The sequence below is a fragment of the Corynebacterium sp. LK28 genome, from assembly GCF_014335105.1.
Classification (GTDB): Bacteria; Actinomycetota; Actinomycetes; order Mycobacteriales; family Mycobacteriaceae; genus Corynebacterium; species Corynebacterium macclintockiae.
Genome location: NZ_PDGZ01000001.1, coordinates 12,988 through 38,476, shown reverse-complemented (window position 1 = coordinate 38,476; position 25,489 = coordinate 12,988). Strand labels below are relative to the sequence as shown.

Below are 25,489 nucleotides of genomic sequence, written 5' to 3'. Positions count from 1 at the left end.
CGTCAATAAACCTAGTCGGCGTCAGTAGACAGGGCAGCGACGAAGGCTTCCTGCGGAACAGAAACCGAACCGATGGCCTTCATGCGCTTCTTGCCTTCCTTCTGCTTCTCCAGCAGCTTGCGCTTACGCGAGACGTCGCCGCCGTAGCACTTGGAAAGAACGTCCTTGCGCAGGGCGCGGATGTTCTCGCGGGCAATGATCTTGGAGCCAATGGCGGCCTGCACCGGCACTTCGAACTGCTGGCGCGGGATGAGCTCCTTGAGCTTCACCGTCATCTTGTTGCCGTACCAGTGGGCGTTTTCGCGGTGCACGATCGCGCTGAACGCATCCACCGGGTCGCCCTGCAGCAGGATGTCGACCTTCACCAGGTCGGCCAGCTGCTCACCAGCTTCCTCGTAGTTCAGCGAAGCGTAGCCCTTGGTGCGGGACTTTAACTGGTCGAAGAAGTCGAAGATAATCTCTCCCAGCGGCATGGTGTAGCGCAGCTCCACGCGGTCCTCGGACAGGTAGTCCATGCCGCCCATCTGGCCACGCTTGGACTGGCACAGCTCCATAGTCGAACCCAGGAACTCCGCCGGCACGATCACGGTCATCTTCACGATCGGCTCGTAGACCTCACGCATCTTGCCGCCCGGCCAATCCGAGGGGTTGCGGACGTAGACTTCCTTGCCGTCCTCCTTGACCACGCGGTAGACCACGGAAGGCGCGGTGGAGATCAGATCCAGGCCGAACTCGCGCTCCAGGCGGGTGCGGGTGATCTCCATGTGCAGCAGCCCCAGGAACCCACAGCGGAAGCCGAAGCCCAGGGCCACCGAAGTCTCCGGTTCGAAAGTCAGGGAAGCATCGTTAAGCTGCAGCTTCTCGATTGCTTCGCGCAGGTCGGGGTACTGGTCGGCGCTGATTGGGAACAGGCCGGAGTACACCATCGGGGTCGGCTCCTGGTAGCCCTTCAAAGGCACCTCGGCTCCGTTGGTCGCCCAGGTGATCGTATCGCCCACCTTGGACTGGCGAACGTCCTTCACACCGGTGATGATGTAGCCAACCTCGCCCACACCCAGGCCCTTGGTCTTCGTCGGTTCTGGGGAGACCACGCCGATCTCCAGGGTTTCGTGGGTCGCGCCGGTACTCATCATTTGGATCTTCTGGCGGGATTCCAGCTTGCCGTCCATCATGCGCACGTAGGTCACCACGCCGCGGTAGATGTCGTAGACGCTGTCGAAGATCATGGCGCGGGCCGGGGCATCAGCGTCCCCCACGGGAGCGGGCACAAGTTCGCAGACCTTATCCAGCAGCTCGGGCACACCCTCGCCCGTCTTGCCGGATACGCGCAGTACGTCCTCCGGCTCGCAACCAATGATGTGGGCGAGCTCCAGCGAGTACTTCTCCGGGTCTGCTGCCGGCAGGTCGATCTTGTTCAGCACCGGGATGATTTCGAGGTCGTTTTCCATCGCCAGGTACAGGTTCGCCAGCGTCTGGGCCTCGATTCCCTGCGCTGCGTCGACCAGCAGGATGCAGCCCTCACATGCCTCCAGGGCGCGGGAGACCTCATAGGTAAAGTCGACGTGCCCCGGCGTATCGATCAGGTGCATCACCAGCTCTTCGCCCGCATGCGCGCCCGTCTTCGGCACCCATGGAAGGCGCACGTTCTGCGCCTTAATGGTGATGCCACGCTCGCGCTCAATATCCATGTTGTCCAGGTATTGGTCGCGCATGTCGCGGTCTTCGACAACGCCGGACATCTGCAGGATGCGGTCCGCCAGGGTGGATTTGCCGTGGTCAATGTGGGCAATGATGCAGAAGTTACGGATCCTCTCCGGGTCCGTGAACGTCTCTGTGGCGTAATTCTTCTGCTTGGCTGCCATGTGCCCTCCTCTTTCGCTTACGCGTAACCCTACTATGTATCGGCCCGGAAGTAGCAGACGGGGTTTGGCTGCGAAACTGCATTCCTGTGTGTGCCTCGTTCAGGTAATCTGTCAGCTATGGCTGGTTCCGAAGTTAGTGATGTGGAAGTGACGCCCCCACGTGGCAAATCCACCAATCTCTTTGGGGCTATTCGGGGATTCTTCCAGCATTTTTACCTGCGTCATTTCACGCGCAAACAAGCGCTGAAGCGCGGTATCGCGGAACTCAACGCACATCTGGGCATGGGGGCGAAGCACGCTGCTGCGACGGAGTCGCGGGAGGAAACTATTAAGACCCCCAGCCGGGATCTTGCCCGTGCCGTCACTTACATCCCGGATATGGACGGGCAGGCAGATGCTGGAGAGGTCGTGTGGGCGAACATTCGCCCCAAGAAGGGCATGGTTCCCGAGCAACGCGCGGTCCTCGTGGTGGGTCGCAACCACCACCGGCTGCTAACGCTACTGATCTCCTCCCGGGAAGAATACGCCGATAAGATCAACTGGATCCCCGTCGGCACTGGCCCGTGGAGTACCGGCGCGGACCTGGATAGCTGGGTGCGTATGGATAAGGTGCTGCAGGTTCCGGAGTCCCACATTCAGCGCCGCGGCATCCCGCTGCCAGCCCGTCGTTTTGAACGGGTGGCCAACGAACTCCGCCAGGTCTACGGCTGGAGCTAAACTCCCCGCGTTTTGTCGTTTCCCGACCTGTGCTGCTAACATTTCTCGAGTTCACAGTGCCCGTGTTGCGCTCGTAAAAAGTACGCCCCGTAATACGTAAGCACTGCAGGCCACGTCGCATTCCACAGGACCTTGGGTGGGATGTAAGAGATCACGTGGACACAGCGAAGCTTTGCGCTTCCAATGAACGTCAAAATTTTTTTCGAAGACTTTCAGGAAAAGAGGCACGCCACCATGGCAAACATCAAGCAGCAGAAGAAGCGCGTTCTGACCAACGAGATCGCCCGCAAGCGCAACCAGGCTATCCGCTCCCGTCTGCGCACCGAGACCCGCAAGTTCAACGCTGCGGTTGAGGCTGGCGACAAGGAAGCCGCAGAGGCTCAGCTGCGCGTCGCTTCCCGCTTCTACGACAAGGCCGTCACCAAGGGCACCATTCACCGCAACAACGCGGCGAACAAGAAGTCCGGTATGGCCGCTCGCTTCAACAAGATGGCTTAAGCTTTCGCTAGCTTCTTGTGTAAAAGAGGCCCGCATCCTTTAAAAGAGGTTGAGACGTTGCGTCACTAAGCAACGACAGCAACAGCCTCCCCGGGTGCGGGCTTTCACTTTGCCCTAAAGTGATTAGCTAGGTTTCAAACGCAATGACTTTCCGAAGGAGTTCGAAGAAGGGATGAAGGATCGTTTCCGATCAGCCCTGCTCGGCACCGCATTGGGCGATGCGTGGGGCTACCCGTATCAGATGCCTCCGCAGCCCGAGCGCACCCCGCTTCCCGAACCGCTCGTTATCAGTGACGCTACGCAGATGACGTTGGCGCTCTGTGCCGCGATGAGGGATATCGACCGAGGGAACCTCGACCGCGAAGAGGGCATGCAGGCCATCGGCCAGCACTTCATCAACTACCACTCCGACCCAGACTACGACCGCCTGCCCGGCCCCTCCACAACGGAATCGCTGGACCGCCTGAGCCAGCTCGGCGCGGAACACTGGGACGATGTGTCTACCCACTCCGGGGGTTCGGGCGCGGTCATGCGCGTGGCCGCCAGTGCGCTGCTGGCTCCGTCGGATCAGGGCGTGGGCTGGTCCGTGCTGCAAGGCATGGTGACCCACGACTCGGGCGTGGCCCGTGCGGCGTGCGCCGTGATGGCATGCCTGGTGTCCGCCCGCAAGGGCACCGACCTGGTGAATGTCGCTGAGGGTCTGGCCGGCGACGAGAACTTCGACAACGACAATCTGCTGACCAACGAGGAGAAGTCCGACATTCTCCAGGATCTGGATTCGGCGCTGATCACGGACCTCACCGGCCCCGACGCGCCGCTGAGCGAGTTGATTTCCCGCGTGGCCGCTGTGCGCGAGTACCTAGATCCTTTCCTCGCCCAGGGCGACTTCGAGGAGCTTTACCGCTGCCGCCGCAAGTTCGTGCAGATCTTCGGCCGGGGCTGGGATGCCGGTTCGTGCACGGCTTCTGCCCTGCTGCTGGCGCAGCTGTACCTGGATCACAGTAATCAATACGCCCCGCACGATTTCCTGCACGTCGCGGTGAATTGGCCGGGCAACCGCAACACCCGTGCGTCGTTGACGGGTGCGCTGCTGGGTTCCCACCTGGAAGGTGGCGTGGACCAGTGGGAGGAAACGCGGGACTACCAGTTTGAATCCCGCTACAACGACGCGATCCACTGCGGCGTGTGGAAGGGCTTCCGCCCCGCGGTATAGCGGGTGTTAGCGCCGCAGCGCCACCTGCGCGATCCGGCGCACCGCATCTTCCACTGCGTAGTCGGGGTCCGCGCTGTGGCCCTTCACCCCGGCATCCAGTGCGCCGGTGATCTGTACCGCCTGGGCGATCATGGGGGTGCTCCAGCGCCGGGCCGTACGGATCGTCTTATCCAGCTTCCACGGCGCCATGCCGAACTTGGCCGCATCGCGGCGGGAATTAATGTTGCCCGCCCCGGCGACCTTTGCAATGTCCGCCACCGCGGAGCTCAGAGCGCTGGCCAGCAACACAGGTGGCACGCCTAGCTGCAGAGCCCGGCGCGCCAGAGCCACGGCGGCAGAGACATTTCCGGCGATCGCATAGTCCGCCACTTCGAAACCGCTGACTTCCGCTTTGCCCTGGTAGTAGCGCTTCACCGCGGCGGCGTCTACGTTCCCGTCGGTATCCGCGATCAGCTGGCTGATGGCGCTGGCCAGCTGCCGTAGGTCGCTGCCGACAACGTCCAGCAGTAGCTCGCAGACCTCGCGGGTCACGCGCGCGCCGTGGGCGCGGAATTCTTGGTCGATGAAGGCCAGCTGTTCCCGCCCTTTCAGCGCCCCGGCTTGGAACACCACCGCGCCGAGTTTCGGCCAGCTATCCACCAGCTTCTTGTTACGCCCCTTGCCGGTGTGCACGATGATCAGAACCACGCCGTCCGCCGGGTCTTTGATGGCTTGTTCCAGCAGGCTGATGATGTCCTTACCCGTATCCTCTACCCCGGTGACCACGACGATGCGGTCTTCGGCGAACAAGCTGGGGCTGAGTAGTTCCGCCAGTTCGGGGGCGCTGAGCTCCGACGCTTTTCGCATCTCCACCGGCAAGTTCGGGTCCCCGCTGGCGGCCCGTGCCTGCTGCACGATTCCTTGTCGGCGCCGTTCGGCGAGGAAATCATCGCCACCGACGATGAGGTTGATGGGTGCGGGGTGCTCGGTGGCGTTCATGGGTTCGATCTTGCCAGATCCACGCCGGGGACTTCTAACGGAACTTCAGCTTGTCTTTGCACGGGTAGTACACCGGCACCCCACTGGGCATGTAGCTGGGCCTATCGTGGGGTTTCCCGCACTCGGTCACCACCACAGCCACCTGCCCTGCCCCACCCGCGGCTGCCACGGCGTCTGCGATCTGTTGCTGTTGCCGTATCGCTGCCTCGTCGTCGCTCACCCGAATCACCGTTGTGCCGTTGAGATCTATCACCCCGGTCTGCATTGTCGCTGTTGTGTGTTTATCCGGTCTTTCTAGTTTTATGACGCCCCCACGATCCCCTAACCCAAGCATCACCAGGCCGCACAAGAGCGTGGCCCAACACCACCGAAGCTGTCGCCAGTGCCGGGCGTAGCGCACACTGAGAAGAAGCCCTGCCAGTAGTGAGGTGGCCAGAGCTGCCCATAACCACCCACCAGGGGTAGCTAGCATCGGCGCGGTGGAGCCTGTGCGCGCTACCCACATCACCCATGCCGCGCACGGCACGGCCGGGGCTACTATTGTCTGGGCCAGCAGAAACGTCAGCGGTGGATACACCGCGGCTAGCAACGCGCTGAGCAGCCCCAACACCGTAATGATTGGTACGACCGCCGTCACGGCGAGGTTACACACCACCGCGACCAGAGAGACCTTGCCCGTCATGTGGACGATGATCGGGATGGTCACCAGGTCCGCAGCCACGGCGATCACCACCATGCGCACTGCCATCGCTTGCAGCTGGGTGGGGCGGTCGTCTTTGACTAACCAGGGGACTTGCTGCAGCCTCAACAAAATGGCTTTCGACCACCACGGAAGTACCACCAGGATGCCCGCGGTCGCTGCCACGGATAATACGAAGGCGTAGCTGATGGCCATGCCCGGGGCGATCACCATCAGTAGCAAAACGGCGGCGCTCAGGGAGGCCAACACGTCCGTCCAGCGCGCCGATGCCACGGCCACCAGGCCAACGCTGCCCATGATCGCCGCGCGCAGCACGCTGGGTTCCGGGCCGACCAGCAGTACGAATGCCGCTAAGAATAGCGCTGCTACAACGAGCCGGCTTCGGTAGCCTGCTCGGCACGCTGTGGCTATGAGCAATGCGGTTCCGGTGATCACAGCGACGTTGGAGCCAGAGACTGCGCTCAGGTGGCTGAGCCCCGTGACGGTGAACTGATTGCGAAGGGTGGAATCCTGCATGCTGACGTCCCCCATCACCATGCCGGGCAGGATCTTACCCGCATCCCACGGCAGGTCGGCGCACAGCGCGTGGAAACTTTCGCGTAGCCAGCTGGTGATGCGCCATAGCCCCTCCGGCTCGCCTAGATTCTCCGGCGCCCGGGTGGCCGACAACGTCACCGGGATGAGCTCTGCCCCTTGGGCTGGGCGCGCAGTGGCGGAGATATCGAAGCTCATGCCTGGCTGAAGTGACGTGAAATCAATGGCATTCGCGCCAGCTCCGCGGGCTAGCTCGGGACGCAGGAATAGTGGCACGTCCCCCAAGCCGGGGACTTCTACGGGAACCACCACCCTCCCCTCCGTGAGCTGCTTCGGCAGGCCCGCCACCGTCACCCGCTCCCGCACCACGGCCGCGTTAGTGGAGAGTGTGCGCAGTAGCGGGTGGGCGTCAATAAAAAGAATCCGCAACCACGTGCCGGCCCCGACTGTGCTGGCGATAGCCCCGACGGTAGCGACGCTGCGCGCGAGCACCCGGGAAACGCGAAAACCATAAGCACGGCGGAGGCGAAGCCACCACACGGCCCCGCCTAGCGCGGCAGCCAGCCCGACAAGAAGTGGCCAATCACTGCGGGTCAGGATGATCGCAGCGGCCATCAGCCAGCTAGTCAGGGCCACTGGGACGAGGCGCAGATCTATACCCCGCGCCTTCGCGACAGCCTCCGGGGAGTAGGGCTCGATGACGCTGTCGGAAACAGTGGAATCAGTGGAAAGGGCGCTAGATGGTGACCGCATCGCGCATCGATTCAAACTTCGCCGGGCCGATGCCGCGCACCTCCAGGAGCTGCTCCACGCTGGTGAATGGCCCGTTGGAGTCGCGCCAGGCGATGATGGCCTCCGCAGTGGCAGGTCCAATACCGCTGATGGTTTCCAGCTGCGCAGAATCGGCGGTATTGAGGTTGATCTTGCCCTCCGCCGAGGTCCCCGGTTTGGAGCCAGGATTGGCGCCGGATTTGGCACCGGAATTGGCGCCAGGGTTGCCGCCCGCCTTGTTCGGATCACCCGGCGCGGCCGCACCTCCGGCAGAGGTCTGCCCCGCCCCGGCGTACACCACGCTCGAGCCCTTATCGTCCACCACAATCTGCATGCCATCACTGACCTGCTCGGCCAGATTGATGCCCAGCACGACGGCCTTGGGCAGAGTTCCACCCGCTGCCTCTATTGCCTCCCCCACCCGGGTATTCGCCTCTACGCGCAGCAGACCAGGATGGCGCACCATGCCCTGCACGCTGACGACGCACTCCTGGTCGCCATCGCCTTCTTCCGAGTTCTCTGTGGCGCCACCGGCAGCACCTGCATCACCCGCGCCGCCAGCACTGTCAGTCGCCCCGCCCGCGCTGTTTGTCGCCACGCCATTGTTACCCGGCGCGTTCGTGCCAGCCAGCAACTCCGGGCCACTGGCTGGTGCTGCCTCTCCGCCCTCCGAATCCGACCGTTGGCAGGCGAAAAACGCAAAGCCAATGAGGGCAGCCACCACAACCGCCACCACCAGCGCCCGCGAAGCCCTGCCGCCCATGTCCGCGTGCGTATCTAGATCGACGTTGGCTAGCTCGTGTTCGGGCATTGGCTGCGCCAGCGCTTCCGCCCGGGCGCGCACCTTGTCTACGGAACTCAACCGCATTCGTCGTGTGGACATGCGCCCGATCACAGCACACCGGCGGGACGGTCAGCGCCGTGCCCTTGCCGTCTAGAGATCAAAGCCCCAGAAGGCTGTGGATAACTCCTTGCCTGTGGAAACTCAGTCCGAGTGCGAGTCCGACGTCGAGTTCTCCCACATCGTCGCTGCCACGCCCAATGCCCCCTGGCCGACGTGCAACTGCAGAACCTCCGGGATGGTCACAATGCTGACCTCCACCTGCGGCAAAGACTGCCAGGTTTCCACTCGTACCTGTCGGCGCAAACCATGGGCCCGCGGCTCCGGAGGCTCGGTTGGTGCCTCCAGTTGGTTCAGTTCCTCAACCATTTCCCCGATCCGGGCAGAAAGATCCACCGCCTGATCTTCCGCGTCGCTGTGGTGCACGGCGATCTTCACATCGCGGGGGTTTCCCTTGGCCGCCACGGCCTCGTCGATGACCAGCTGACGCACCAACTTCACCACCCTATCCATGGCTTTCACCTGGGTACGGGTCTTTGCCGCCAACGTCAGCCTGCCCTCCGCTAACTGCAGGATCGGCTTGATCGCCAGCGTGGAGGTCAACAGCGCCTGCCCCACCGACAGCCGCCCACCCTTGCGCAACACATCCAGCTCATGAACATACAGCCACAGCGAGGAGTTCTTCAGCGATTCCTCCGCCACAGCCACCACCGCATCCAGATCCGCGCCCTCCCGGGCGGCCTCGGCGGCACGCAGCGCGGCGAAGCCCAAAACCATCCCGATGTTCTTCGAATCCAGCACCCGCACCTTGCCCTCGAAAACTCCCGCGGCCACGGAAGCGTTGGCGAAAGTCGCGGACAGTTGCTTGGACAGGTGCAGCGCCACCACGCCCGCATCGCCGCCGCGCTCCATCAGGCGCGCATAGCTCGCGGCCAGCTCCAAACTGCTGAGGCTGGCGGTGGTCTGCTCTTCGCCCTCGCCTTCCACGTGCAGATCCAGCACGGTGATGCCTGCCTTCTTCGCAAGGTCCTCTGGCAAGCAGCAGGAAGAATCAGTGACAATCTGGACAGCCACTAGCCCCTCCCCTGGCTGGGATCGTGCGGGGCGGAGGCGGTGGCGTCATGAGTAGAAGAAACAGGGCTACTACCTGGAAGGGCACCTTCATCCGGGCTTGCGTCGGTGGCCACGCCCAAATTCCATCCCTCCAGGTGCCACTGCGGCAGCTTCCACCAATCGGGACGGCTAGAGGGCACCAACGGCACCGTCGAACCATCAATGGCTACCGGCGTGGTTCCCGTGGCCTCGCCGGTAAAGCGGGGACGGGCCAGCAGCTGCGACCAGCAGGCATTGCCCAGGCCAGTGAACACCGGGTAGTAACGGCTCGGCAGATCCAACAGACGGGCAGTCAAAGCGCCGATCGTTCCGCCGTGGGCGACGATCATCACATCGCCTTCGTCGAAGACATCGGTCGCCATGATCTCTTCAATCACGGCATGGGCGCGCTCGGCTACCTCCAGGCGCGTTTCGCCACCCGGCGGCGCCCACAGCGGATCGTGGCGCCAATACGCGCGCTGACCAGGGAAATCACGGTCGACCTCTTCGCGCGAGGCGCCTTGCCACTGCCCCAGATCAGTCTCCCGCAAGCGAGGGTCGGTCGTCACCTCGCAGCCGAAAGGCTCCGCGAGGATCAGTGCCGTATCGTAGGCGCGCTTCAAATCGCTGGAGATCACCCGGGCGATGCGCTTATCCTCCAGCATCTGCGCCGTGACCTTAGCCTGCTGTACCCCTACCGGGGACAGATCCGTATCCAACTGGCCTTGCATCCGCCCTTTGGCGTTGTATTCCGTCTGTCCGTGACGGACCAGATAGACCCTGCGCTCGCCCATGATCAGAAACTACCGGGGTTTAAAGCTCGTCTGCGTCCGGCGTGGGGCCGGCCAGCGGCAGGTCGTCGATGCTCCTGGCCTCCAGGATGTCTACCTCTGCATCGGCATCCCAGTTTCCGCCACGATCCAGCTGTTCTACGCCCTCGACCTCGATCTGCGGGGCATCGCGCCACAGGCGGTCCAGCGCGTAGAACTCGCGCTCCTGCTTGCGCTGGACGTGCACGACGACATTGCCGTAGTCCAGCAGCACCCAGTGCCCCTCGCCACGGCCTTCGCGACGGGTTGGCTTCGGGCCATCCTGGCCTACTTCGTACTCCACCTCGTCGACGATGGAGTTAACCATGCGCTCGTTATCGCCACTGACGATGACGAACACATCGGTGATAGCCAGGCGGTCAGAGACGTCGAGAACCAGGATGTCCTCCCCCAGCTTCTCGGCTGCTGCACGCGCCGCTACTCCGGCGAGCGCGATAGATTCTGCGGTAGCAGTCAAAAAAATTCAGCCCTTCTTGCTTGATTAAAAACACACTCAGTCTAGCAACCCACCAGCTATTCGCTGGAAACGTACATGCCGTGCTTGGCGATGTACTGCACCACGCCATCGGGCACCAGGTACCACACCGGTCGGCCTTCCGACGCCCGCTCGCGCACGTCGGTGGAGCTAATGGCCATGGCGGGAATCTCCACCAGCGACAAGCGCCCCGCCGCGACTTCCCTAGACAGGGGATCGTCGCCGCTGCCATCGCCCGCCGGCAGCTCGTAGCCGGGGCGAGTCACACCCACAAAGTGCGCCAGGTCGAAAGTTTTTTCCCAGTCCCGCCATGTCACGATCTTCTGCAACGCATCGGAGCCCGTAATAAAGAACAGCTCGGCCTCTGGGTACTGGGCGCGGATATCCGCCAAGGTGTCGACCGTGTAGGTATCGCCACCTCGGTCGATATCCACCCGAGAGACCAGGAAGCGGGGGTTCGAGGCCGTCGCGATGACCGTCATCAGGTAGCGATCCTCCGCGGCGGACACCCGCTTGTGTTTCTTCTGCCAGGGTTGCCCCGTGGGCACGAAGATAACGACATCCAGGTCGAACAGATCCGCGACCTCGCTGCCTGCAACCAGGTGGCCGTTGTGGATCGGGTCGAAGGTCCCGCCCATGATGCCGACTCTGGTGGGCTGTGTCGTAGTTTTTTGCACAGTACTTTTCTGCTTTCTCGGCTTCCACGGCCACCCGGGGCTTTCCCATCGGGTCGGGAAGATTCTAGTCTGGAGGAATATGGGAACTGGGCACTCAGTACAGGGCACCCAATGCCGAGCACCAAGTGCCATTCACGTGCTTTGTTGCCCAGAATTATAGGTCAAAGATCAGGGAGTTTCCGCGCTAGAAATGAGTACCAACCCGTGGGTTCCAAACCAGCATGGCGCATGGGCAATGCTTCTTTTGCCCATAGTCACCGGCCTGATCACCGCCGCTGTCATCGTCCCTTCCTATGGCAACCCGGTGCAGTGGCTGGCGCTGACGTTCATGCCTTTAGCTTGGATTTTCGGCTACGCGGCCTTCTTCGCGTTCGGCCTGTGGTTTAAGACCCGTGCCCCGTCCCGTCGCCGTGCTTACCTTTGGCCACTGTTCACGTACGCTGCGCTGACGATCGCGTGTTGCGCTGTGGTGTTGTTCTTGCAGCCCCGTTTGCTGTGGTGGGCAGTCGCGTTTATCCCGCTGATCGCGGTCGCTGTGATGGAAATTTTTCGACGCCGCCCCCGCAGCCTCATCTCCGGCATTTCCACGACGGTGGCCAGCGCTTTGATGTACATAGTCGCTGTTTCGGCCAGTGGCTTTTCCGTTCTGCCGTGGTTTTTCAGCGAGGCTCCGGTGGCCATTTGGGTGACGACCCTGATCATCGGCCTGTATTTCACCGGCACGATCTTTTATGTAAAGACGATCATCCGCGAGCGCGACAACGCTCCCTTCGAGCGTGTGTCCCTGCGCTATCACCGGATCGCTTTGTTGCTTACGCTGATCACCTCTGTCGCGGCTGCTCTCGACGGCGGCTATGCAGCCAGCGGTCCCCTGATGATCTTGTTGATGGCCGCGGCCGACCTTCGCGCCAAGCTGATCCCACCGATCGCGAAGGCTAACCCGCGCGAGTGGACTCCTAAGAAGGTCGGTATGTGGGAAATCCCCCTCTGTCTGGTTCTGGCGCTCGGCGCGAGCCTGACCCTCGTGGTGTAGCTGTTCTTTCTTTATGACGCCCACTTCTCAACCGGAAAAGCTGGCGCCAAAGCGGCACTTAGGGGCGAACTTGGCCTTCGCCGTTGATGATCCACTTGGTGCTCGTCAGCTCCGGCAAGCCCATAGGTCCGCGGGCGTGCAGTTTCTGGGTGGAGATGCCAATCTCCGCGCCGAAGCCGAACATCTCTCCGTCCGTCCAGGCTGTGGAGGTGTTGATGGAGACAGCGGCTGCGTCGACGTACTGCTCGAAGTAGCTGGTGGTCTTGTAGTCGCGGGCGGCAATACCCTCGGTGTGGCTGGTTCCGTAACGATTGATGTGGGTCACGGCCTCCTCCACGCCATCGACGATGGCCACGGCGATATCGAAGCTCAGGTACTCGTCGGTCCAGTCGGTTTCTTCTGCCTGGACGACGTCGTTGATCAACGGATCCAGTTGATCCTTCTCACCGTGCAGGGTCACGCCGGCCTTCTGCAGCTCCTCCAGAACATGGATCTTGTCCGGGTCCGGCAGGGCGGAATCCAGCAGTAGAACCTCGGTGGCGTTGCACACGGAGCAGCGGCGGGTCTTGCCGTTGATAACCAGCTTGGTGGCTTCCTCGATGTCCGCAGAGGAGTCGATGTAGAAATGGCAGTTACCCGTACCGGTCTCGATGGTGGGCACGGTAGCGCCCAGCACAACAGCGTTGATCAGCCCCGCGCCACCGCGCGGGATAACCAGATCCACCAGGCCACGGGCGGTGATCAGGTCCTGCACCGAGTCATGGGTATCGCAAGGCAGCAGCTGCACCAGCTCCCGCGGCAGGTCGTGGCTTTCAGCCACGTCCTGCAGGATCTGCACCAGCTTCTCGTTGGTGTGGCGGGCGGACTTCGAGCCGCGCAGCAGTGGCACGTTGCCGGACTTGATGGCCAGGCCGAAAGCATCGACAGTGACGTTCGGACGAGCTTCGTAGACCATGCCCATCACACCCAGCGGCACGCGCACCTGCTTCATGCGCAGGCCGTTGGGTCGGGTGTGTCCGCGGACGATCTCGCCCACGGGATCTGATAGCCCGATGACCTGGCGCAGGCCGCCAGCGATGCCGGAAATTCGTTCAGTGTCCAGGGCAAGACGGTCCAGCAGGGAGTCGGCGAAGCCGCGCTCCTTGCCCGCTGCAATGTCCTTCTCGTTGGCGGCGATGATGTCAGCCGCGTTAGCCTCCAGCGCATCTGCCGCGTCTGCCAGCAGATCGTTCTTCTGCTGGGTGTTCAGCAGCAGCTGGGAACTGACCTCCTTGGCCTTTTTAGCCTTGGCTAGAACCTCGTCGCGTTCTGCCTGGCGTTCCGGGGAAAGAGCGTTCTCTTTAGCGTCGTTGGAGTTTGTCATACCAACCCATGCTAGCGAACCAGCCCCTAAGCTGCGCCGTGTTGCATGGAAACCGGAAACAGCATTGGCTTTCTGAGAGTAGTGTGGCTTAAAGTCCACTTCTCCGAAGACAAGGCGTACTTTCATGTATCGCTCTGACCTCGATCTTCGCAGAAAGGAATCCGAATGAGTTCCCTAGCAACAGGTGGCAGCTACCTTTTGGCCGCCGTTCTCGCCGGTGACGCATTGATTTCCGTCAAGCCACCTAAGTTCATACGCCGTTGCCTGGAGGGCGTTAAGTTCCCCGAAGATTGGTGGTGGACGCTGATCGCGATCAAGTCTCTCGCAGCCACAGGCCTGGTTTACGGTGCGGCTACCGGCAACGCTTCAGTCGCGACAACCGTCTCAGTAGGTGTACTGGGCTATTTCCTTTCCGCAATCATCGCTCACATTAAGGCGAACTTCCTCGGATCAGAATTCTGGATCAACTGCCTGGGAATGACGGCTCTTAGCGCAGGCGTCCTCTCCCTCAATGTGGCCTCCAAGTAGCTAAGCGCAGCTTAGCCCCCCGGGCCGAGGCCCCACAGCCCTACTACCTACTAGCCCTTTAGCTGCGCTCGGTTAGCGTAATGGGACATGTAGTCGGCGTGCACCACCGGCCTGCGGGCGAACTCCGGCAAGTCGGAGGTCGATTGGCCGATCAAGTCGTGGAGCATTGCGGAATCGTAGGCCACCTCGCCGCGGCCAATCATCTTTCCATCCGGCCCCACCAGATCCACCACGTCGCGCTGCGAAAAGTCGCCCTCGACCTTGGTGATACCCACCGACAACAGGGACTTGTGCCCCTCCGTCACTGCGCGTACCGCACCGGCATCCAGGTGCAGCTGGCCATGCGAATCCGCGGCGTAGAGCACCCAGAACTTCCACGCGCTCAGGCGATCCTGATCCGGCCAGAAGCAGGTTCCTACCTCCGCGGTATCCAGGGCTGCGCCGATGTTATCTGTAGAGGTCAATAGCACCGGCACACCCGCACGGGAAGCCAAGCGGGCGGCGGATACCTTGGCTGCCATGCCACCTGTACCCAATCGCCCACCGTCTCCAGCGACCACGCCTTTCAAGTCCTTGGAAGACTTCACCTCGGCAATGAACTGTGCCCCCGGCTCGGCCGGGTTGCGGTCATACAGGCCGTCCACATCGGACAACAGCACGCACGCATCCGCGAACGCCAGGTGGCTCACCAACGCGGCCAAGCGGTCGTTGTCGCCGAAGCGCATCTCAGAGGTAGCGACCGTATCGTTTTCATTGACAATCGGCACGGCCTTCAGCTGGCGCAGACGGTCGATCGTTCGCTGGGCATTGCGCGCCCGGTCGCGTTCTGCGGCGTCCGAAGCAGTAAGAAGAACCTGGCCGATCGTACGACCGTAACGGGCGAAGCTACGCGCCCACTCCTGGGCCAACAGCACCTGGCCAACAGACGCGGCGGCCTGCTTAGTGGCCAGATCGGTGGGGCGCTGGGCAAGCTCCAGCGGGCCCATTCCGCAGGCCACAGCACCGGAGGAAACGACGATGAGGTCGGTGTCGCGCGCCATGCGTGCCTCCAGCGCATCGGCGATCATGTCGATCTGGTTCGGATCCACACGGCCGTCGTCATCGGTCAGGGAGGACGAGCCGATCTTCACTACCAAGCGGCGGGCGTGAGCGATATCGCTGCGAACAGAGGAATCGTGCCCCATCGCCGGATCGTCTTCATCCGCTTCCGGTTCGGGGAACTCAATGGATGTCGCGGGCACCACCGGACCCGGCTCATGCACTGGCCTTTGCCCGTAGGTAGGCACTGGCTTCACTGGTTCGGGAGTCATCTCCCCCGGCCCCGCGTAGCTAAACGCGGACTGGGCTGAACTGAACTCTTTATCGGCTGCAACGTCGGATTCGGAGGATGACATACGTTCCAGTATGCCAGCCGCCGCTCGCCCCCGGTGCGGTTTGGGGGCAACGGCAGCGCTAGCCTTGCCAGCGCTCGCGCTCTGCGATCTCCCCGTCGCCGAAGTCGTTCTCGTCGATCAGGCCACGGCGAGCCTGGGACGCACGCTTGCGCTCTTCCGGGGTGGCGCGGGTGTTCTGCTCCAGGCGCATATCGGTGCCGCGTCCGCTGCGCATGACGTCCACGCCCGCGGCGGTCTGCGGGTCCCACTCGAAGGTGATCTCCCCGATGGTCACCTCGCTGCCCGCGTCGGCGCCAGCCTTGTACAGCGCTTCCTCCACACCGGCTTTGGCCAGGCGGTCGGCCAGGTAACCCACGGCCTCGTCGTTCTCAAAGTCGGTCTGGCGGATCCAACGCTCGATCTTTTCGCCGCGGACGATGAAGGCATCCTCGGCAGATGGGTCGGCTTCCACTTCGAACTCGGCAAAGCGCCCACCGGAGCGCTTCCGCAGTCCCTTCGGGGTAATGACCTGCGCGGGCTTCTCCTCCACCGGGTGCGCCTTGCGGTGCTCCTTCACGATGTCCATCAGCGCATACTTCAGCTCATCCAAGCCCTGGTGCGCGATGGTGGAAATGCGGAAGATCGGCCAGCCAAACTCCTTGAGCTCCTCTTCCTGCAGGTCCGCCATGTCGGAGGCATCCGGCACGTCCATCTTGTTCAGAATGATCACGCGCGGGCGTTCACGCAGGTCGCCCAGCCCGGAGTCACTCGCCAGCTCCTCCTGGTAGTTCGCTAGCTCTTTTTCCAGCGCCTTGATATCGGCGACCGGATCGCGATCGGCTTCCAGCGAGGCGGCGTCCACAACATGGGCCAGAACCGCGGTGCGCTCGATGTGGCGCAGGAAGTCCAACCCCAACCCCTTGCCTTCGCTAGCACCCGGAATCAGACCCGGCACATCGGCGATGGTGAAAACCTCGTGGCCGACATTGACCACGCCCAGATTCGGCGCGAGGGTCGTAAACGGGTAGTCCGCGATCTTCGGCTTCGCGGCCGAGACCACGGAAATCAGCGAGCTCTTGCCCGCCGAGGGAAAGCCGACCAACCCGACGTCGGCCATGGACTTGAGCTCGAGGGTGATGTCTTTTACCTCGCCTGGTTCGCCCAGCAGCGCAAAGCCCGGTGCCTTCCTGCTTTTGGACGCCAACGCTGCGTTTCCCAACCCGCCGTGTCCGCCCGCGGCAACGATCATCCGCGTGCCCTTGCCTGTCAGGTCGGCAAGCGCTTCACCCTTTGAGTCAAGAACCACGGTGCCCTCTGGCACCTGGAGTACGAGGTCCTCCCCGCGAGCGCCGTGGCGATGATCGCCGGCGCCGTTGTTGCCGCGCGGGGCTTTGATGTGCGGGTGAAAGTGGAAGTCCAGCAGGGTGTGAACCTGCGGGGAGACTTCCAGAATGATGTCTCCGCCGTGGCCACCGTTACCGCCATCGGGGCCGCCGAGGGGAACGAACTTTTCGCGGTGCACGGAAGCACAGCCGTGGCCACCGTCACCGGCCTGCAGATGCAGAACGACGCGATCAACGAATTGTGGCATAGCTTTCCCTTGCTTTCTTTTCGCCCCAATTAATTCTTCGAGCTCCGAGTCTATCTGTGTTTGGGGTGGTGGCCTAAAAGGGTGGCGAATCTAAACCCGGTGTTTCCTACACAGAGATACATGAACTATAGTTAGCCTACCCTTGCCACTGGTAAGGCTAAGCTAAGCATGAGAGTGGGTTAAATCCTTGCTCTCGTACCCCTCACATAAGGAATAACAATGCGTTTTTCTCCGCTTCGCAAAGTCTGCGTCGGCGTCGTGGCAGCAACCGCTGCCCTCGGCCTCGCAGCCTGCGGCGCATCTAACCCCAGCGACGGCGACTCTTCCGATGCGAAAAAGTCCGGCTCTTCCATCACCGTCACCGACGTGACCGGCCGACAGGTCTCCTTCGACTCTCGCCCAGAAAAGATCCTCCTCGCAGAAGGTCGCGGACTGTTCGCCACCTCCATTCTGAACAAGGAAAACCCGACGGAGCACGTCGTGGCCATCGGCTCCGACATGCACTCCGCCGCCCCCACCTTCGAGGAGAAGCTCTCCAAGGTGGATCACAAGTATGGCGATCTCCCGACCGTTGGAAACATCTCCAAGGGCGATGTGACCGTCGAGAATCTGCTTGCCCACAAGCCGGACGTCACCGTGCTTTCCCTGGATCACAAGAAGGCCGCCGAAGAATCCGGCCTGTTGGACAAGATGGACCAGGCTGGACTGAAGTACGTATTCAGTGACTTCCGCCAAAAGCCGCTGGAGAACACCACCAAGACGATGAGCCTCTACGGTCAGCTCCTGGGCAAGGAAGACAAGGCCAAGGAGTTCAACGACTTCTACGACGGCAAGGTTAAGAACGTCACCGACCGTGCAAACAAGGCAAAAGACAAGCCGAAGACCCTGGTCTGGCGCGCGGCGGGCATGAAGGACTGCTGCGGAACTGTGAAGAATTCCAACCTCGGCGATCTGGTCAACGCTGCGGGCGGAAAGAACATCGGCGACGACCTGCTGGACACGGAATCCGGGGATCTCACCGCAGAGAAGGTCCTTGCCGAACAGCCAGAGCAGATCATTGCCACCGGTGGCGCATGGGCCAAGGATCCCGAAAAGCCCGAGGTGCTGCCGCACGTGGAGCTCGGCTACACTGCCAAGCCTGACGTATCTGAAAAGACCCTCAAGGGACTGCTAGCCACGCCTGGCTTTAATGCTCTGAAGGCACCCAAGGAGGGCAAGCTGCACGCGGTTTACCACCAGTTCTACGATTCCCCGTTGAACGTTTTCGCCCTTGAGCAGTTCGCACAATGGTTGCACCCCGAACTGTTCCAGGACCTCGACGTAGAGAAGGACTTCGCGGACTTCCACAAGAAGTGGCTGCCGTTCGAGTACTCCGGAACGTTCTTCACCTCCACCAAGAGCTAACCCCAAGAAGTAACCCCCATGTCCCATCTTGTAATCCCAGAAAAGTCATCGACGGAAGAAGGCGAGATAGCCGACGGGCGCGATGCTGCACTTCCGGCCGAAGCCAGCGCGGTTGTCAAACAGTATCGCCGCCAGGCCAGGCGGAAGATCCTCGCCATCCTCGCACTGGCCATCGCTGCTTTCGCTGCCTTCGCCATCGCCACGATCGTCGGCCCCATAGACCTGAGTTTGATGGAACTATGGAAGGCTCTCATCGACCCCAACGGGGTGGATGAAACGACCCACACCGTCCTGTGGAACCTACGCCTGCCTGCGTCTGTGATGGCCGTCCTCATCGGTGCCTCGCTTTCCCTATCCGGGGCGCACATGCAAACCATCCTGGATAACCCGCTGGCAGAGCCGTTCACCCTTGGTATCTCCGCAGCAGCGGCGTTCGGCGGAGCCGCATCGATTGTGTTGGGCTGGACGGTGTTGGCCAACCCGCAGTTCAACCTCGCGGCCGTGGCCTGGGTGGCCTCGCTGGTGGCGGTGTTTATCGTGGCCGGCGCTTCATTGTGGCGTGGAGCCAGCGCAGAATCGATGATTCTGCTCGGAATTGCGCTGGTGTTCCTGTTCCAGGCAATGCTCTCCCTGATGCAATACCGCGCGACGACCGAAGCACTGCAGCAGATCGTGTTCTGGACGATGGGCTCGCTACAGCGCGCGAACTGGACGTCCAACGCCATCATCGTTGGTGCGCTGGCAATAGCGATACCTTTCACCGTCCTGAACTCGTGGAAACTCACAGCCCTACGACTGGGCGATGATCGCGCGGCGGCGCTGGGGATCAATGTCCAGCGCTTGCGCGTTAGCACCCTCGTAGTCTCCTCCCTACTGGCGGCCAGCGCGGTAGCGTTCGCGGGCGTGATCGGCTTCATCGGCCTGGTCGGCCCCCACGTCGCCCGCATGCTCGTCGGCGAGGACCAGCGCTACTTCGCCCCTGCATCCATGGCGGCCGGAGCACTGTTGCTGGCCGCTGCACACGCGGTATCGATCACTGTGGTTCCGGGCGTGGCGGTGCCGATCGGCATCATCACATCCCTGGTGGGAGTTCCCTTCTTCCTCATTCTGGTGTTCGTCCGCCGACGCACGGTCTGGGGGTCCTAGCCCATGCTGACTATCGAAGATATCCACGTCCGCTACGGCAAGAATCCGGTTCTGCAGGGAGTATCAGCTTCCGGTTTTCAGCCGGGGTCCATCACCGGCCTGTTGGGGCCTAATGCCGCGGGAAAATCCACCCTGGTGAAGACGATCGCTGGGATACAGAGGGCGTCATCAGGCACCTGCCGCATCACCAGCAACGGCGAGGAACTATCCGGCAGTAACCGGCGCGATGCGATTGGTTATGTGCCCCAAGACCTGCTCTCTAGCGCTTCCCTGACGGCCTTCGAATCGATCCTCGTGGCGACGAAACGATCGACGCGCCGGGCAGCCACCGCGACCGCACAGGAACAAGCGGCCGCAGTGCTAGAGAGGCTGGGGATTACGCACCTGGCTTCGCGCTATGTTCACGAACTGTCGGGCGGGCAGCGGCAGCTGGTCGCCGTGGGACAAATGCTGGTGCGCGAGCCCGAGGTGCTACTTCTGGACGAGCCGACGTCTGCCCTGGATCTGCGGCACCAGGTGGAGCTTCTGCAGCTCATCCGCCGAGAGGTATCCCACAATGATTCGATCGCGCTGATTGCGATTCACGACCTGAACCTGGCGGCGCGCTACTGTGATCAGCTTATTGTGCTGCACCGTGGGCGCCTGATGGCGCAGGGGCAGCCTTCCGAGGTGCTGACCCCGGGTCTGTTGGAAGAGGTCTACGGACTGCGGGCGAAGGTGCTTGACGATTCTGGCACGCCAGTGATCTGCCCTGTCGAGGAGTCAGCGCCGAGCCTCTTGTAGCATTGCTACTTCAAGACAAGCCCCGGTCCTGCCGGGGCTATTTTTATGGCCAGAATCATGGCTTTCATGGCTGTATCGAGGCACGAAAAAATCCAGTGGACGCATTGACTGCGTCCACTGGATCTTTAAGCTCTGTGCGGGTCTCCGCCGAAAGCTATGTCGAATGCTGGTGAAGGCTTAGGCCTCGACAGCCTCGTTCTCGACGATGTTCACCACGCGGCGACGGCGCTTGGTAGCGAACTGTACGGCGCCGGCCTTCAGGGCGAACAGAGTGTCGTCGCCACCGCGACCGACGTTCTCACCCGGGTGGAAAGAGGTACCACGCTGGCGGATCAGGATCTCGCCGGCCTTGACCTGCTGGCCGCCGAAGCGCTTCACACCGAGACGCTTGGACTCGGAGTCACGGCCGTTGTTGGAGCTAGATGCACCCTTCTTGTGTGCCATTTGTCTCTCCCTCCTTAAGGAAGATTATTGAAGTGTCTCGGTAGTTTACTTGATACCGGTGACCTTCAGAACCGTGAGGCTCTGACGGTGGCCGAAGCGGCGCTTGTAACCGGTCTTGTTGCGGTAGTGCATACCACGGATCTTCGGTCCGCGGACGTGCTCTACGATCTCAGCGTTGACGTTGACAGATGCCAGCTTGTCACCGGTGGTGACGTTTGCGCCATCGACGACGAGAACCGGGGTGAGAGCCACGGACGAACCCGGCTCACCCTCGATCTTCTCGACCTTGACGAGGTCACCTTCGGCAACCTTGTACTGCTTTCCGCCGGTCTTGACGATCGCGTACATGTAGGGCTACCCCTTTAATTTCTCTAATCGGCTCAGGCAGCCCCCTGCGGGAAGGAAGCATCCTGACTGTTACTTTTGCTTAGCTGCGTCCGTTCCCCCGAAACTCAGGGCTTCCCGCGCGAACACATCTCGCTGTTGAAGATGTATTCACGCAGTCCCCGGCGACGCGCGCGTTAAAGCTGGTCACCGGCGGAACGAACAGCGACTGGTTAAGACTACCCGGTCAGGGGGCTAAAAACCAAATCCCTTTTCTTTCGCCACGAACTAGTTCTTCTTACGGACAACGCGGCGGCGACGGCCTCGCGAGCGAGGATTCTGAGCACCCGATTCCGCACCGGCATCGCGGCCACGATCACCGCCGCCATCGTTGCCACTGCCACCGTTGCCACTGCCCTCGAGGCCCTGACTGCCCTCGAAGTCCTCCCGTCGCGGAGCGAAGTCGGACTTTGAGTTACCACGCGTGCGGCGCTTGCGGCGAGGAGACTCGTCGAACTGACGTTTTGCTTCCTCGTAGCTGGAAGGCTGATCGTCGGAAACGTGGGCGTCCTTAACAGAAGAACGAGAAAAGCGACCCGAATCCGCGCCAGTCGACGCCGAGCGAACTACACGGCGACGGCAGCGACGCTTCGCCGGAGTCTCAGTGCGTTCGGACTTCTCAGCGCGTTCCGGCTTCTCGGCGTGATCGGCTGCCGAGGGCTCGTCCGGATCCTCCTGCGCGGAGCGCTTCCGGGCGCTGGCAACGATGCTGTTGATGTCCTCGGCGGACTGGCTTGCGTGCGGATTGCCGCGGCGCACGACACGGCGCCGCACGCGACGACGGCCGGTGCCCTGCTCGTTAGCTCCCTGCTCCTTGGCATTCTGCTCGCTGGCTCCCTGCTCGTGCTGCGGCGCCCGCTGGTTGCCCTGGTCACGCCGGTTGCCCTGCTTTTCCTCGCGGCGCTTGTCTTCCTGGCGCCTTTCCTCGCGGCGCTTGTCTTCCTGACGCCCATCGTCGCGGCGCTTACCCTGGTTCTTCGCCTGCTGGCGCTCCTTGCGTCGGCCGTGATCGCGGCGCGGCTCCGGATCCTGCTGCTCGACAGGGTCCGGGTACATGATGAAGCCGCGGCCGTCGCAGGCCTCACACGGGGTGGAGAAAGTCTCCAGCAGACCGGTGCCCAAACGCTTGCGGGTCAGCTGCACCAAGCCCAGCGAGGTCACCTCGCCCAGCTTGTGGCGGGTACGGTCGCGCCCCAGGAATTCCGATAGGCGACGCAGCACCAGATCCTGGTTTTGCTGCAGCAGCATGTCGATGAAATCCACCACGATCATGCCGCCGATGTCGCGCAGACGGAGCTGGCGCACGATCTCCTCGGCCGCTTCCAGGTTGTTCTCGGTGACCGTGGCCTCCAGGTTGCCACCGCTGCCGACGAAGGAGCCGGTGTTCACATCGATGACCGTCATGGCCTCGGTGTGGTCGATGATCAGGTAGCCACCCGAGGGCAGCCACACCTTGCGGGCCATTGCCTTTTCCAGCTGCTGGTCCAGGTCCAGCGGCGCGAAGGCATCCTGGCCGTCGTGCTTGCCGCGGTTCCATTTGTGCACCCGATCCATCAGCTCCGGAGAGGTCCGTCCCAGGTAGTCGCGGACGACCTGCCAGGACTTATCGCCGTCGATGATCAACTCGGAGAAGTCCGCATTGAAGACGTCGCGCACGACCTGGATCAGCATGTTCGGCTCTTCGTAGAGCGTCACCGGCTTGGAGCCCTTGGAGTTGCGCTCCTTGTTCTCCAGCTTCTGGATCTCCTCCCAGCGCTTCTGCAGGCGCTGGACGTCATCGGTGATCTGCTCTTCCGTGGCGTTCTCCGCAGCGGTGCGGATGATCGCGCCGCCGTCACCGGTGATCACTTCGCCGAGGATGTCCTTCAGGCGCTTGCGCTCACCGACGGGCAGCTTGCGGGAAATGCCCGCGGTCGTACCTGCCGGGAAGAACACCAGGTAGCGGCCTGCGAAGCTGATGCGGTTGGTCAGGCGGGCACCCTTGTGCCCGATCGGGTCCTTCAACACCTGCACCAGGATCTGGTCGCCGGGGCGCAGTGCCTGGTCGATCTTGCGGCTCTTGGAATGCAGGTGCGGCGAACGCCAATCCATCTCACCTGCGTACAGCACTGCGTTGCGGCCAGTGCCAATGTCCACAAAGGCTGCTTCCATGCTGCCCAGCACGTTCTGCACACGGCCGAGGTACACGTTGCCGATCAGCGACTGGTGCGTTGCATCCGCGACGAAGTGTTCGACCAGCTGACCGTCCTCCACCACGCCGACCTGCGTCAACATTCCCTTGTCGTCGGTGCGCTGCGAGTCGCGGACGATCATGGTGCGCTCGACGGACTCACGGCGTGCCAGGAACTCGGCACGGGTGATGGCCTTGTAGTTCCTGTCACGGTTCTTTGCACGCCAGCGGCGCTGCGATTCAAGGCGAGTGGAGCCCTTCATCTTTACCGGCTCATCCACCATGTCGTCGGTGGAGCGCTCAGCAGGGTGCAGGTCCTCGGGCGCGATTGCCTTCTGGTGTTCCTGTTTACTGTCTTGCTCTTCGCCCTTTTCTTCTGACGCCCTCTCCTCCGCCTGGCGCACGCTTCCCACACGGCGCACGACTCGGCGAACCCTGCGCCGACGAACTGGTTTCTTCTCGGAGCTTTCAGCCTCAGCCTTTTCTGGCTGGGCCTTTTCTGGCTGGGCCTTTTCTGGCTGGGCCTTTTTTGCCTCAGCCCTAGCGACCGGTGCTTCCGCCTGCTCGGGCTTCTGCTCCGGCTTCACTTCCTGCTCAGCCTGCTTGGCCTGCTTAGGCTCCGCGTTCTTGGCGGTCTTCTTCACCGCGCGCTTCGTCGTCCGCTTCGCGGTGCGCTTGGAAGTCCGCTTAGAGGGCTTCTCCCCCGCCTTGTCCTCGGGCATCTCCGCTGGTTGCTCCGCCAGCTGCTCTGCTGGCTGCTCGACAGTTTTCGCAGTTTCCTTGTCAGAAACCTCTTCGGCAGGTTGTTCTGCTGCCTTCTTTGTCTGCCTCTTCGAGGTCTTCTTGGCTGCCTTCTTTGTTGCCTTCTTGGCAGTCTTTTTCGCAGGCTTCTCTGCCTGTTTCTTCGCAGCCTTCTTGTCTACCTGAGCTGGTTTATCGGTGGAACTAAGGGCGTCCAGAACAGAAAAGACCTGCGCCTGAGTCAGCGACGAAGCCGTCTTCTTTCCCTCAATTCCATGGTCCGCCAGTACGCCCAGGAAATCCGTCGCGCGGATCCCCAACTGCTTGGCAATGGTGTGGACGCGAACCTTCTCCCCCACACTTCCTCGATCAATTTTCGCAGCCTGAGCTGCAATTTCCGGGCTGATGGTCGCCACGAAATCTCCTTTTAAAGTCTTCAAAGTTTGCCCGATCGCAATGCCGCATCATCGTTGTGGGCATCCGATCTGCACCCATTGTCTCATATCCACCCGACAGTGCAGCGAACGCGCCGAAACCGGCTGTTACGCTAGTCGCTATGCCAACCCCCACGCAGCCCCCTAAAGCTTTCGATCGTGCGGTTCTGACGGACGTAACCAACAGTATGAAGCCGAACAAAGGCGCGCAGTTCGCATTGGCTATCGTGTTTGCAGCAATGATGCTGATCCTGTGTTCGCCGCTAAACGGTCCGCTGCCCGCACTGGGGATCCTCGTCACCGCCGTCGTGGCTTGCGTGGTGTGGTGGCGCTACCTGCGACGGGGCGGCGTGCGCGGGAACGACTACTCCCCCATGAAGACGGACGTCGAGGCCGCCCGCACCCCCTTCAGCTGGAAGGAGGAAGGTCGCCTCGTGCTGTTGCTGGGGTTGGTTTTCGGACTATCCCAGGTCGCGTCGATGGTTGTTGGCAGCGGTCGGTGGGCCTACGCAGGTGTTGCCGCACTCATTACCGTGGGGGTTGCCTACTGGGTTATTTCTTTTGACGCCTGGCGCCCCGCCCGCTACACCACCCCAGAAAAGCTTGATCGGGACATCAAGATTGAAACCCCCGTGGAGTGGCTGCACGCATTTCTTTACTGCCGCCGCTGCGTGCCGGGCGGGCTGCAGATGCTCAGCGACAGGCTGAAGGAGGATCTAGCGCACTACGGCTGGACCGCGAAAGAGGCAGACGAGGCTCTGAACAAACTGGTCAAGCAGGGAAATGCGGTGAAGATCCGCGAGCTGCGCTCCGCCGATGGTGCGCTGAACTGGGTAACACTGACGGAAGAAGGTTCACAGAAATTCCAGCAGCACTACGGCGGATAATGCGCCGGATAATACCGCGG

The 25,489-nt window shown here is 62.0% G+C and carries 23 protein-coding genes; 9 read left to right on the top strand and 14 right to left on the bottom strand.

The features are described from left to right. Window positions 1–11: 11 nt before the first annotated feature. Window positions 12–1,862, bottom strand: a complete 1,851-nt coding sequence (lepA, locus tag CRD15_RS00170) for a translation elongation factor 4 (protein WP_034993534.1) — start codon at window positions 1,860–1,862, stop codon at window positions 12–14. A gap of 117 nt (window positions 1,863–1,979) precedes the next feature. On the opposite strand from lepA, the gene CRD15_RS00165 reads away from it, so the two are divergent. The 3 genes from CRD15_RS00165 (at window position 1,980) to CRD15_RS00155 (ending at window position 4,290) form a co-directional block, all read left to right on the top strand. Beyond that, complete coding sequence (locus CRD15_RS00165) at window positions 1,980–2,579, top strand: type II toxin-antitoxin system PemK/MazF family toxin (protein WP_034967027.1); 600 nt, start codon at window positions 1,980–1,982, stop codon at window positions 2,577–2,579. Window positions 2,580–2,813: 234 nt separating this feature from the next. After that, entirely contained in the window at window positions 2,814–3,077 is a 264-nt protein-coding gene (gene rpsT / locus CRD15_RS00160; RefSeq protein WP_005296442.1) for a 30S ribosomal protein S20, read from the top strand. 172 nt (window positions 3,078–3,249) lie between these two features. After that, window positions 3,250–4,290 (top strand): ADP-ribosylglycohydrolase family protein, encoded by a 1,041-nt coding sequence (locus CRD15_RS00155; RefSeq protein ID WP_187401619.1) that lies wholly within the window; start codon window positions 3,250–3,252, stop codon window positions 4,288–4,290. A 6-nt stretch (window positions 4,291–4,296) separates the two neighbouring features. On the opposite strand, the gene holA is transcribed toward CRD15_RS00155, so the two are convergent. The 7 genes from holA to nadD all read right to left on the bottom strand — a co-directional run bounded on the left by holA (window position 4,297) and on the right by nadD (window position 11,188). Further along, complete coding sequence (gene holA, locus CRD15_RS00150) at window positions 4,297–5,268, bottom strand: DNA polymerase III subunit delta (protein ID WP_034967019.1); 972 nt, start codon at window positions 5,266–5,268, stop codon at window positions 4,297–4,299. A 34-nt stretch (window positions 5,269–5,302) separates the two neighbouring features. Then, entirely contained in the window at window positions 5,303–7,255 is a 1,953-nt protein-coding gene (locus CRD15_RS00145; protein ID WP_255463656.1) for a ComEC/Rec2 family competence protein, read from the bottom strand. Beyond that, window positions 7,239–8,156 carry a helix-hairpin-helix domain-containing protein gene (locus tag CRD15_RS00140; RefSeq protein WP_187401618.1) on the bottom strand — a complete coding sequence of 306 codons (918 nt, stop codon included), beginning with the start codon at window positions 8,154–8,156 and terminating at the stop codon, window positions 7,239–7,241. Before CRD15_RS00140 ends, CRD15_RS00145 begins: the two co-directional genes overlap by 17 nt. A gap of 102 nt (window positions 8,157–8,258) precedes the next feature. Further along, window positions 8,259–9,188: a DegV family protein gene (locus CRD15_RS00135; RefSeq protein WP_034973295.1), complete on the bottom strand. Its 930-nt coding sequence runs from the start codon at window positions 9,186–9,188 to the stop codon at window positions 8,259–8,261. Next, on the bottom strand, window positions 9,188–10,000 hold the full coding sequence (locus CRD15_RS00130) for a histidine phosphatase family protein (RefSeq protein ID WP_034973297.1): 813 nt from the start codon (window positions 9,998–10,000) through the stop codon (window positions 9,188–9,190). The genes CRD15_RS00135 and CRD15_RS00130 overlap by 1 nt, the downstream gene beginning before the upstream one ends. A 19-nt stretch (window positions 10,001–10,019) precedes the next feature. Then, window positions 10,020–10,493, bottom strand: a complete 474-nt coding sequence (rsfS, locus tag CRD15_RS00125; RefSeq protein WP_034967007.1) for a ribosome silencing factor — start codon at window positions 10,491–10,493, stop codon at window positions 10,020–10,022. Window positions 10,494–10,549: 56 nt separating this feature from the next. Next, window positions 10,550–11,188, bottom strand: a complete 639-nt coding sequence (nadD, locus tag CRD15_RS00120; protein WP_080719935.1) for a nicotinate-nucleotide adenylyltransferase — start codon at window positions 11,186–11,188, stop codon at window positions 10,550–10,552. Between the two features lie 190 nt (window positions 11,189–11,378). Between nadD and CRD15_RS00115 the strand changes: the two genes are divergently transcribed. After that, window positions 11,379–12,221, top strand: a complete 843-nt coding sequence (locus CRD15_RS00115) for a YwiC-like family protein (protein ID WP_187401617.1) — start codon at window positions 11,379–11,381, stop codon at window positions 12,219–12,221. A gap of 58 nt (window positions 12,222–12,279) precedes the next feature. Here the strand turns inward: CRD15_RS00115 and CRD15_RS00110 are convergent, their stop codons facing one another. After that, entirely contained in the window at window positions 12,280–13,584 is a 1,305-nt protein-coding gene (locus CRD15_RS00110; protein WP_187401616.1) for a glutamate-5-semialdehyde dehydrogenase, read from the bottom strand. Between the two features lie 165 nt (window positions 13,585–13,749). Here CRD15_RS00110 and CRD15_RS00105 point away from each other — a divergent pair, with 165 nt between their 5' ends. Then, on the top strand, window positions 13,750–14,112 hold the full coding sequence (locus CRD15_RS00105; RefSeq protein ID WP_034993517.1) for a DoxX family protein: 363 nt from the start codon (window positions 13,750–13,752) through the stop codon (window positions 14,110–14,112). Between the two features lie 50 nt (window positions 14,113–14,162). Here the strand turns inward: CRD15_RS00105 and proB are convergent, their stop codons facing one another. After that, window positions 14,163–15,422 carry a glutamate 5-kinase gene (gene proB / locus CRD15_RS00100; protein ID WP_370546763.1) on the bottom strand — a complete coding sequence of 420 codons (1,260 nt, stop codon included), beginning with the start codon at window positions 15,420–15,422 and terminating at the stop codon, window positions 14,163–14,165. A gap of 142 nt (window positions 15,423–15,564) precedes the next feature. Further along, on the bottom strand, window positions 15,565–17,076 hold the full coding sequence (obgE, locus tag CRD15_RS00095; protein ID WP_034966982.1) for a GTPase ObgE: 1,512 nt from the start codon (window positions 17,074–17,076) through the stop codon (window positions 15,565–15,567). A 219-nt stretch (window positions 17,077–17,295) separates the two neighbouring features. Here obgE and CRD15_RS00090 point away from each other — a divergent pair, with 219 nt between their 5' ends. From CRD15_RS00090 to CRD15_RS00080, 3 genes are read left to right on the top strand one after another with little or no spacing between them, the layout of a single operon-like run. Then, on the top strand, window positions 17,296–18,480 hold the full coding sequence (locus tag CRD15_RS00090; protein WP_034981008.1) for an ABC transporter substrate-binding protein: 1,185 nt from the start codon (window positions 17,296–17,298) through the stop codon (window positions 18,478–18,480). 18 nt (window positions 18,481–18,498) lie between these two features. After that, a complete protein-coding gene (locus CRD15_RS00085) occupies window positions 18,499–19,626 on the top strand; it encodes an iron ABC transporter permease (protein ID WP_034993514.1) in 1,128 nt (375 codons plus the stop codon). 3 nt (window positions 19,627–19,629) lie between these two features. Beyond that, entirely contained in the window at window positions 19,630–20,409 is a 780-nt protein-coding gene (locus tag CRD15_RS00080; protein ID WP_187401615.1) for an ABC transporter ATP-binding protein, read from the top strand. A 177-nt stretch (window positions 20,410–20,586) separates the two neighbouring features. On the opposite strand, the gene rpmA is transcribed toward CRD15_RS00080, so the two are convergent. The 3 genes from rpmA to CRD15_RS00065 all read right to left on the bottom strand — a co-directional run bounded on the left by rpmA (window position 20,587) and on the right by CRD15_RS00065 (window position 24,564). Continuing rightward, window positions 20,587–20,853 carry a 50S ribosomal protein L27 gene (rpmA, locus tag CRD15_RS00075; RefSeq protein ID WP_005296479.1) on the bottom strand — a complete coding sequence of 89 codons (267 nt, stop codon included), beginning with the start codon at window positions 20,851–20,853 and terminating at the stop codon, window positions 20,587–20,589. A gap of 45 nt (window positions 20,854–20,898) precedes the next feature. Next, window positions 20,899–21,201, bottom strand: a complete 303-nt coding sequence (rplU, locus tag CRD15_RS00070; RefSeq protein WP_005296481.1) for a 50S ribosomal protein L21 — start codon at window positions 21,199–21,201, stop codon at window positions 20,899–20,901. A gap of 264 nt (window positions 21,202–21,465) precedes the next feature. Beyond that, window positions 21,466–24,564, bottom strand: a complete 3,099-nt coding sequence (locus CRD15_RS00065; protein ID WP_370546753.1) for an Rne/Rng family ribonuclease — start codon at window positions 24,562–24,564, stop codon at window positions 21,466–21,468. 140 nt (window positions 24,565–24,704) lie between these two features. On the opposite strand from CRD15_RS00065, the gene CRD15_RS00060 reads away from it, so the two are divergent. Beyond that, window positions 24,705–25,469: a hypothetical protein gene (locus CRD15_RS00060; protein ID WP_187401614.1), complete on the top strand. Its 765-nt coding sequence runs from the start codon at window positions 24,705–24,707 to the stop codon at window positions 25,467–25,469. Window positions 25,470–25,489: the final 20 nt, after the last annotated feature.

Bases quoted from the DNA above. Each gene is read 5' to 3' on its own strand.
- lepA (WP_034993534.1), bottom strand. From the start codon at position 1,862: ATGGCAGCCAAGCAGAAGAATTACGCCACAGAGACGTTCACGGACCCG.
- CRD15_RS00165 (WP_034967027.1), top strand. From the start codon at position 1,980: ATGGCTGGTTCCGAAGTTAGTGATGTGGAAGTGACGCCCCCACGTGGC.
- rpsT (WP_005296442.1), top strand. From the start codon at position 2,814: ATGGCAAACATCAAGCAGCAGAAGAAGCGCGTTCTGACCAACGAGATC.
- CRD15_RS00155 (WP_187401619.1), top strand. From the start codon at position 3,250: ATGAAGGATCGTTTCCGATCAGCCCTGCTCGGCACCGCATTGGGCGAT.
- holA (WP_034967019.1), bottom strand. From the start codon at position 5,268: ATGAACGCCACCGAGCACCCCGCACCCATCAACCTCATCGTCGGTGGC.
- CRD15_RS00145 (WP_255463656.1), bottom strand. From the start codon at position 7,255: ATGCGGTCACCATCTAGCGCCCTTTCCACTGATTCCACTGTTTCCGAC.
- CRD15_RS00140 (WP_187401618.1), bottom strand. From the start codon at position 8,156: ATGTCCACACGACGAATGCGGTTGAGTTCCGTAGACAAGGTGCGCGCC.
- CRD15_RS00130 (WP_034973297.1), bottom strand. From the start codon at position 10,000: ATGGGCGAGCGCAGGGTCTATCTGGTCCGTCACGGACAGACGGAATAC.
- CRD15_RS00115 (WP_187401617.1), top strand. From the start codon at position 11,379: ATGAGTACCAACCCGTGGGTTCCAAACCAGCATGGCGCATGGGCAATG.
- CRD15_RS00110 (WP_187401616.1), bottom strand. From the start codon at position 13,584: ATGACAAACTCCAACGACGCTAAAGAGAACGCTCTTTCCCCGGAACGC.
- CRD15_RS00105 (WP_034993517.1), top strand. From the start codon at position 13,750: ATGAGTTCCCTAGCAACAGGTGGCAGCTACCTTTTGGCCGCCGTTCTC.
- proB (WP_370546763.1), bottom strand. From the start codon at position 15,422: ATGACTCCCGAACCAGTGAAGCCAGTGCCTACCTACGGGCAAAGGCCA.
- obgE (WP_034966982.1), bottom strand. From the start codon at position 17,076: ATGCCACAATTCGTTGATCGCGTCGTTCTGCATCTGCAGGCCGGTGAC.
- CRD15_RS00090 (WP_034981008.1), top strand. From the start codon at position 17,296: ATGCGTTTTTCTCCGCTTCGCAAAGTCTGCGTCGGCGTCGTGGCAGCA.
- CRD15_RS00085 (WP_034993514.1), top strand. From the start codon at position 18,499: ATGTCCCATCTTGTAATCCCAGAAAAGTCATCGACGGAAGAAGGCGAG.
- CRD15_RS00080 (WP_187401615.1), top strand. From the start codon at position 19,630: ATGCTGACTATCGAAGATATCCACGTCCGCTACGGCAAGAATCCGGTT.
- rpmA (WP_005296479.1), bottom strand. From the start codon at position 20,853: ATGGCACACAAGAAGGGTGCATCTAGCTCCAACAACGGCCGTGACTCC.
- rplU (WP_005296481.1), bottom strand. From the start codon at position 21,201: ATGTACGCGATCGTCAAGACCGGCGGAAAGCAGTACAAGGTTGCCGAA.
- CRD15_RS00060 (WP_187401614.1), top strand. From the start codon at position 24,705: ATGCCAACCCCCACGCAGCCCCCTAAAGCTTTCGATCGTGCGGTTCTG.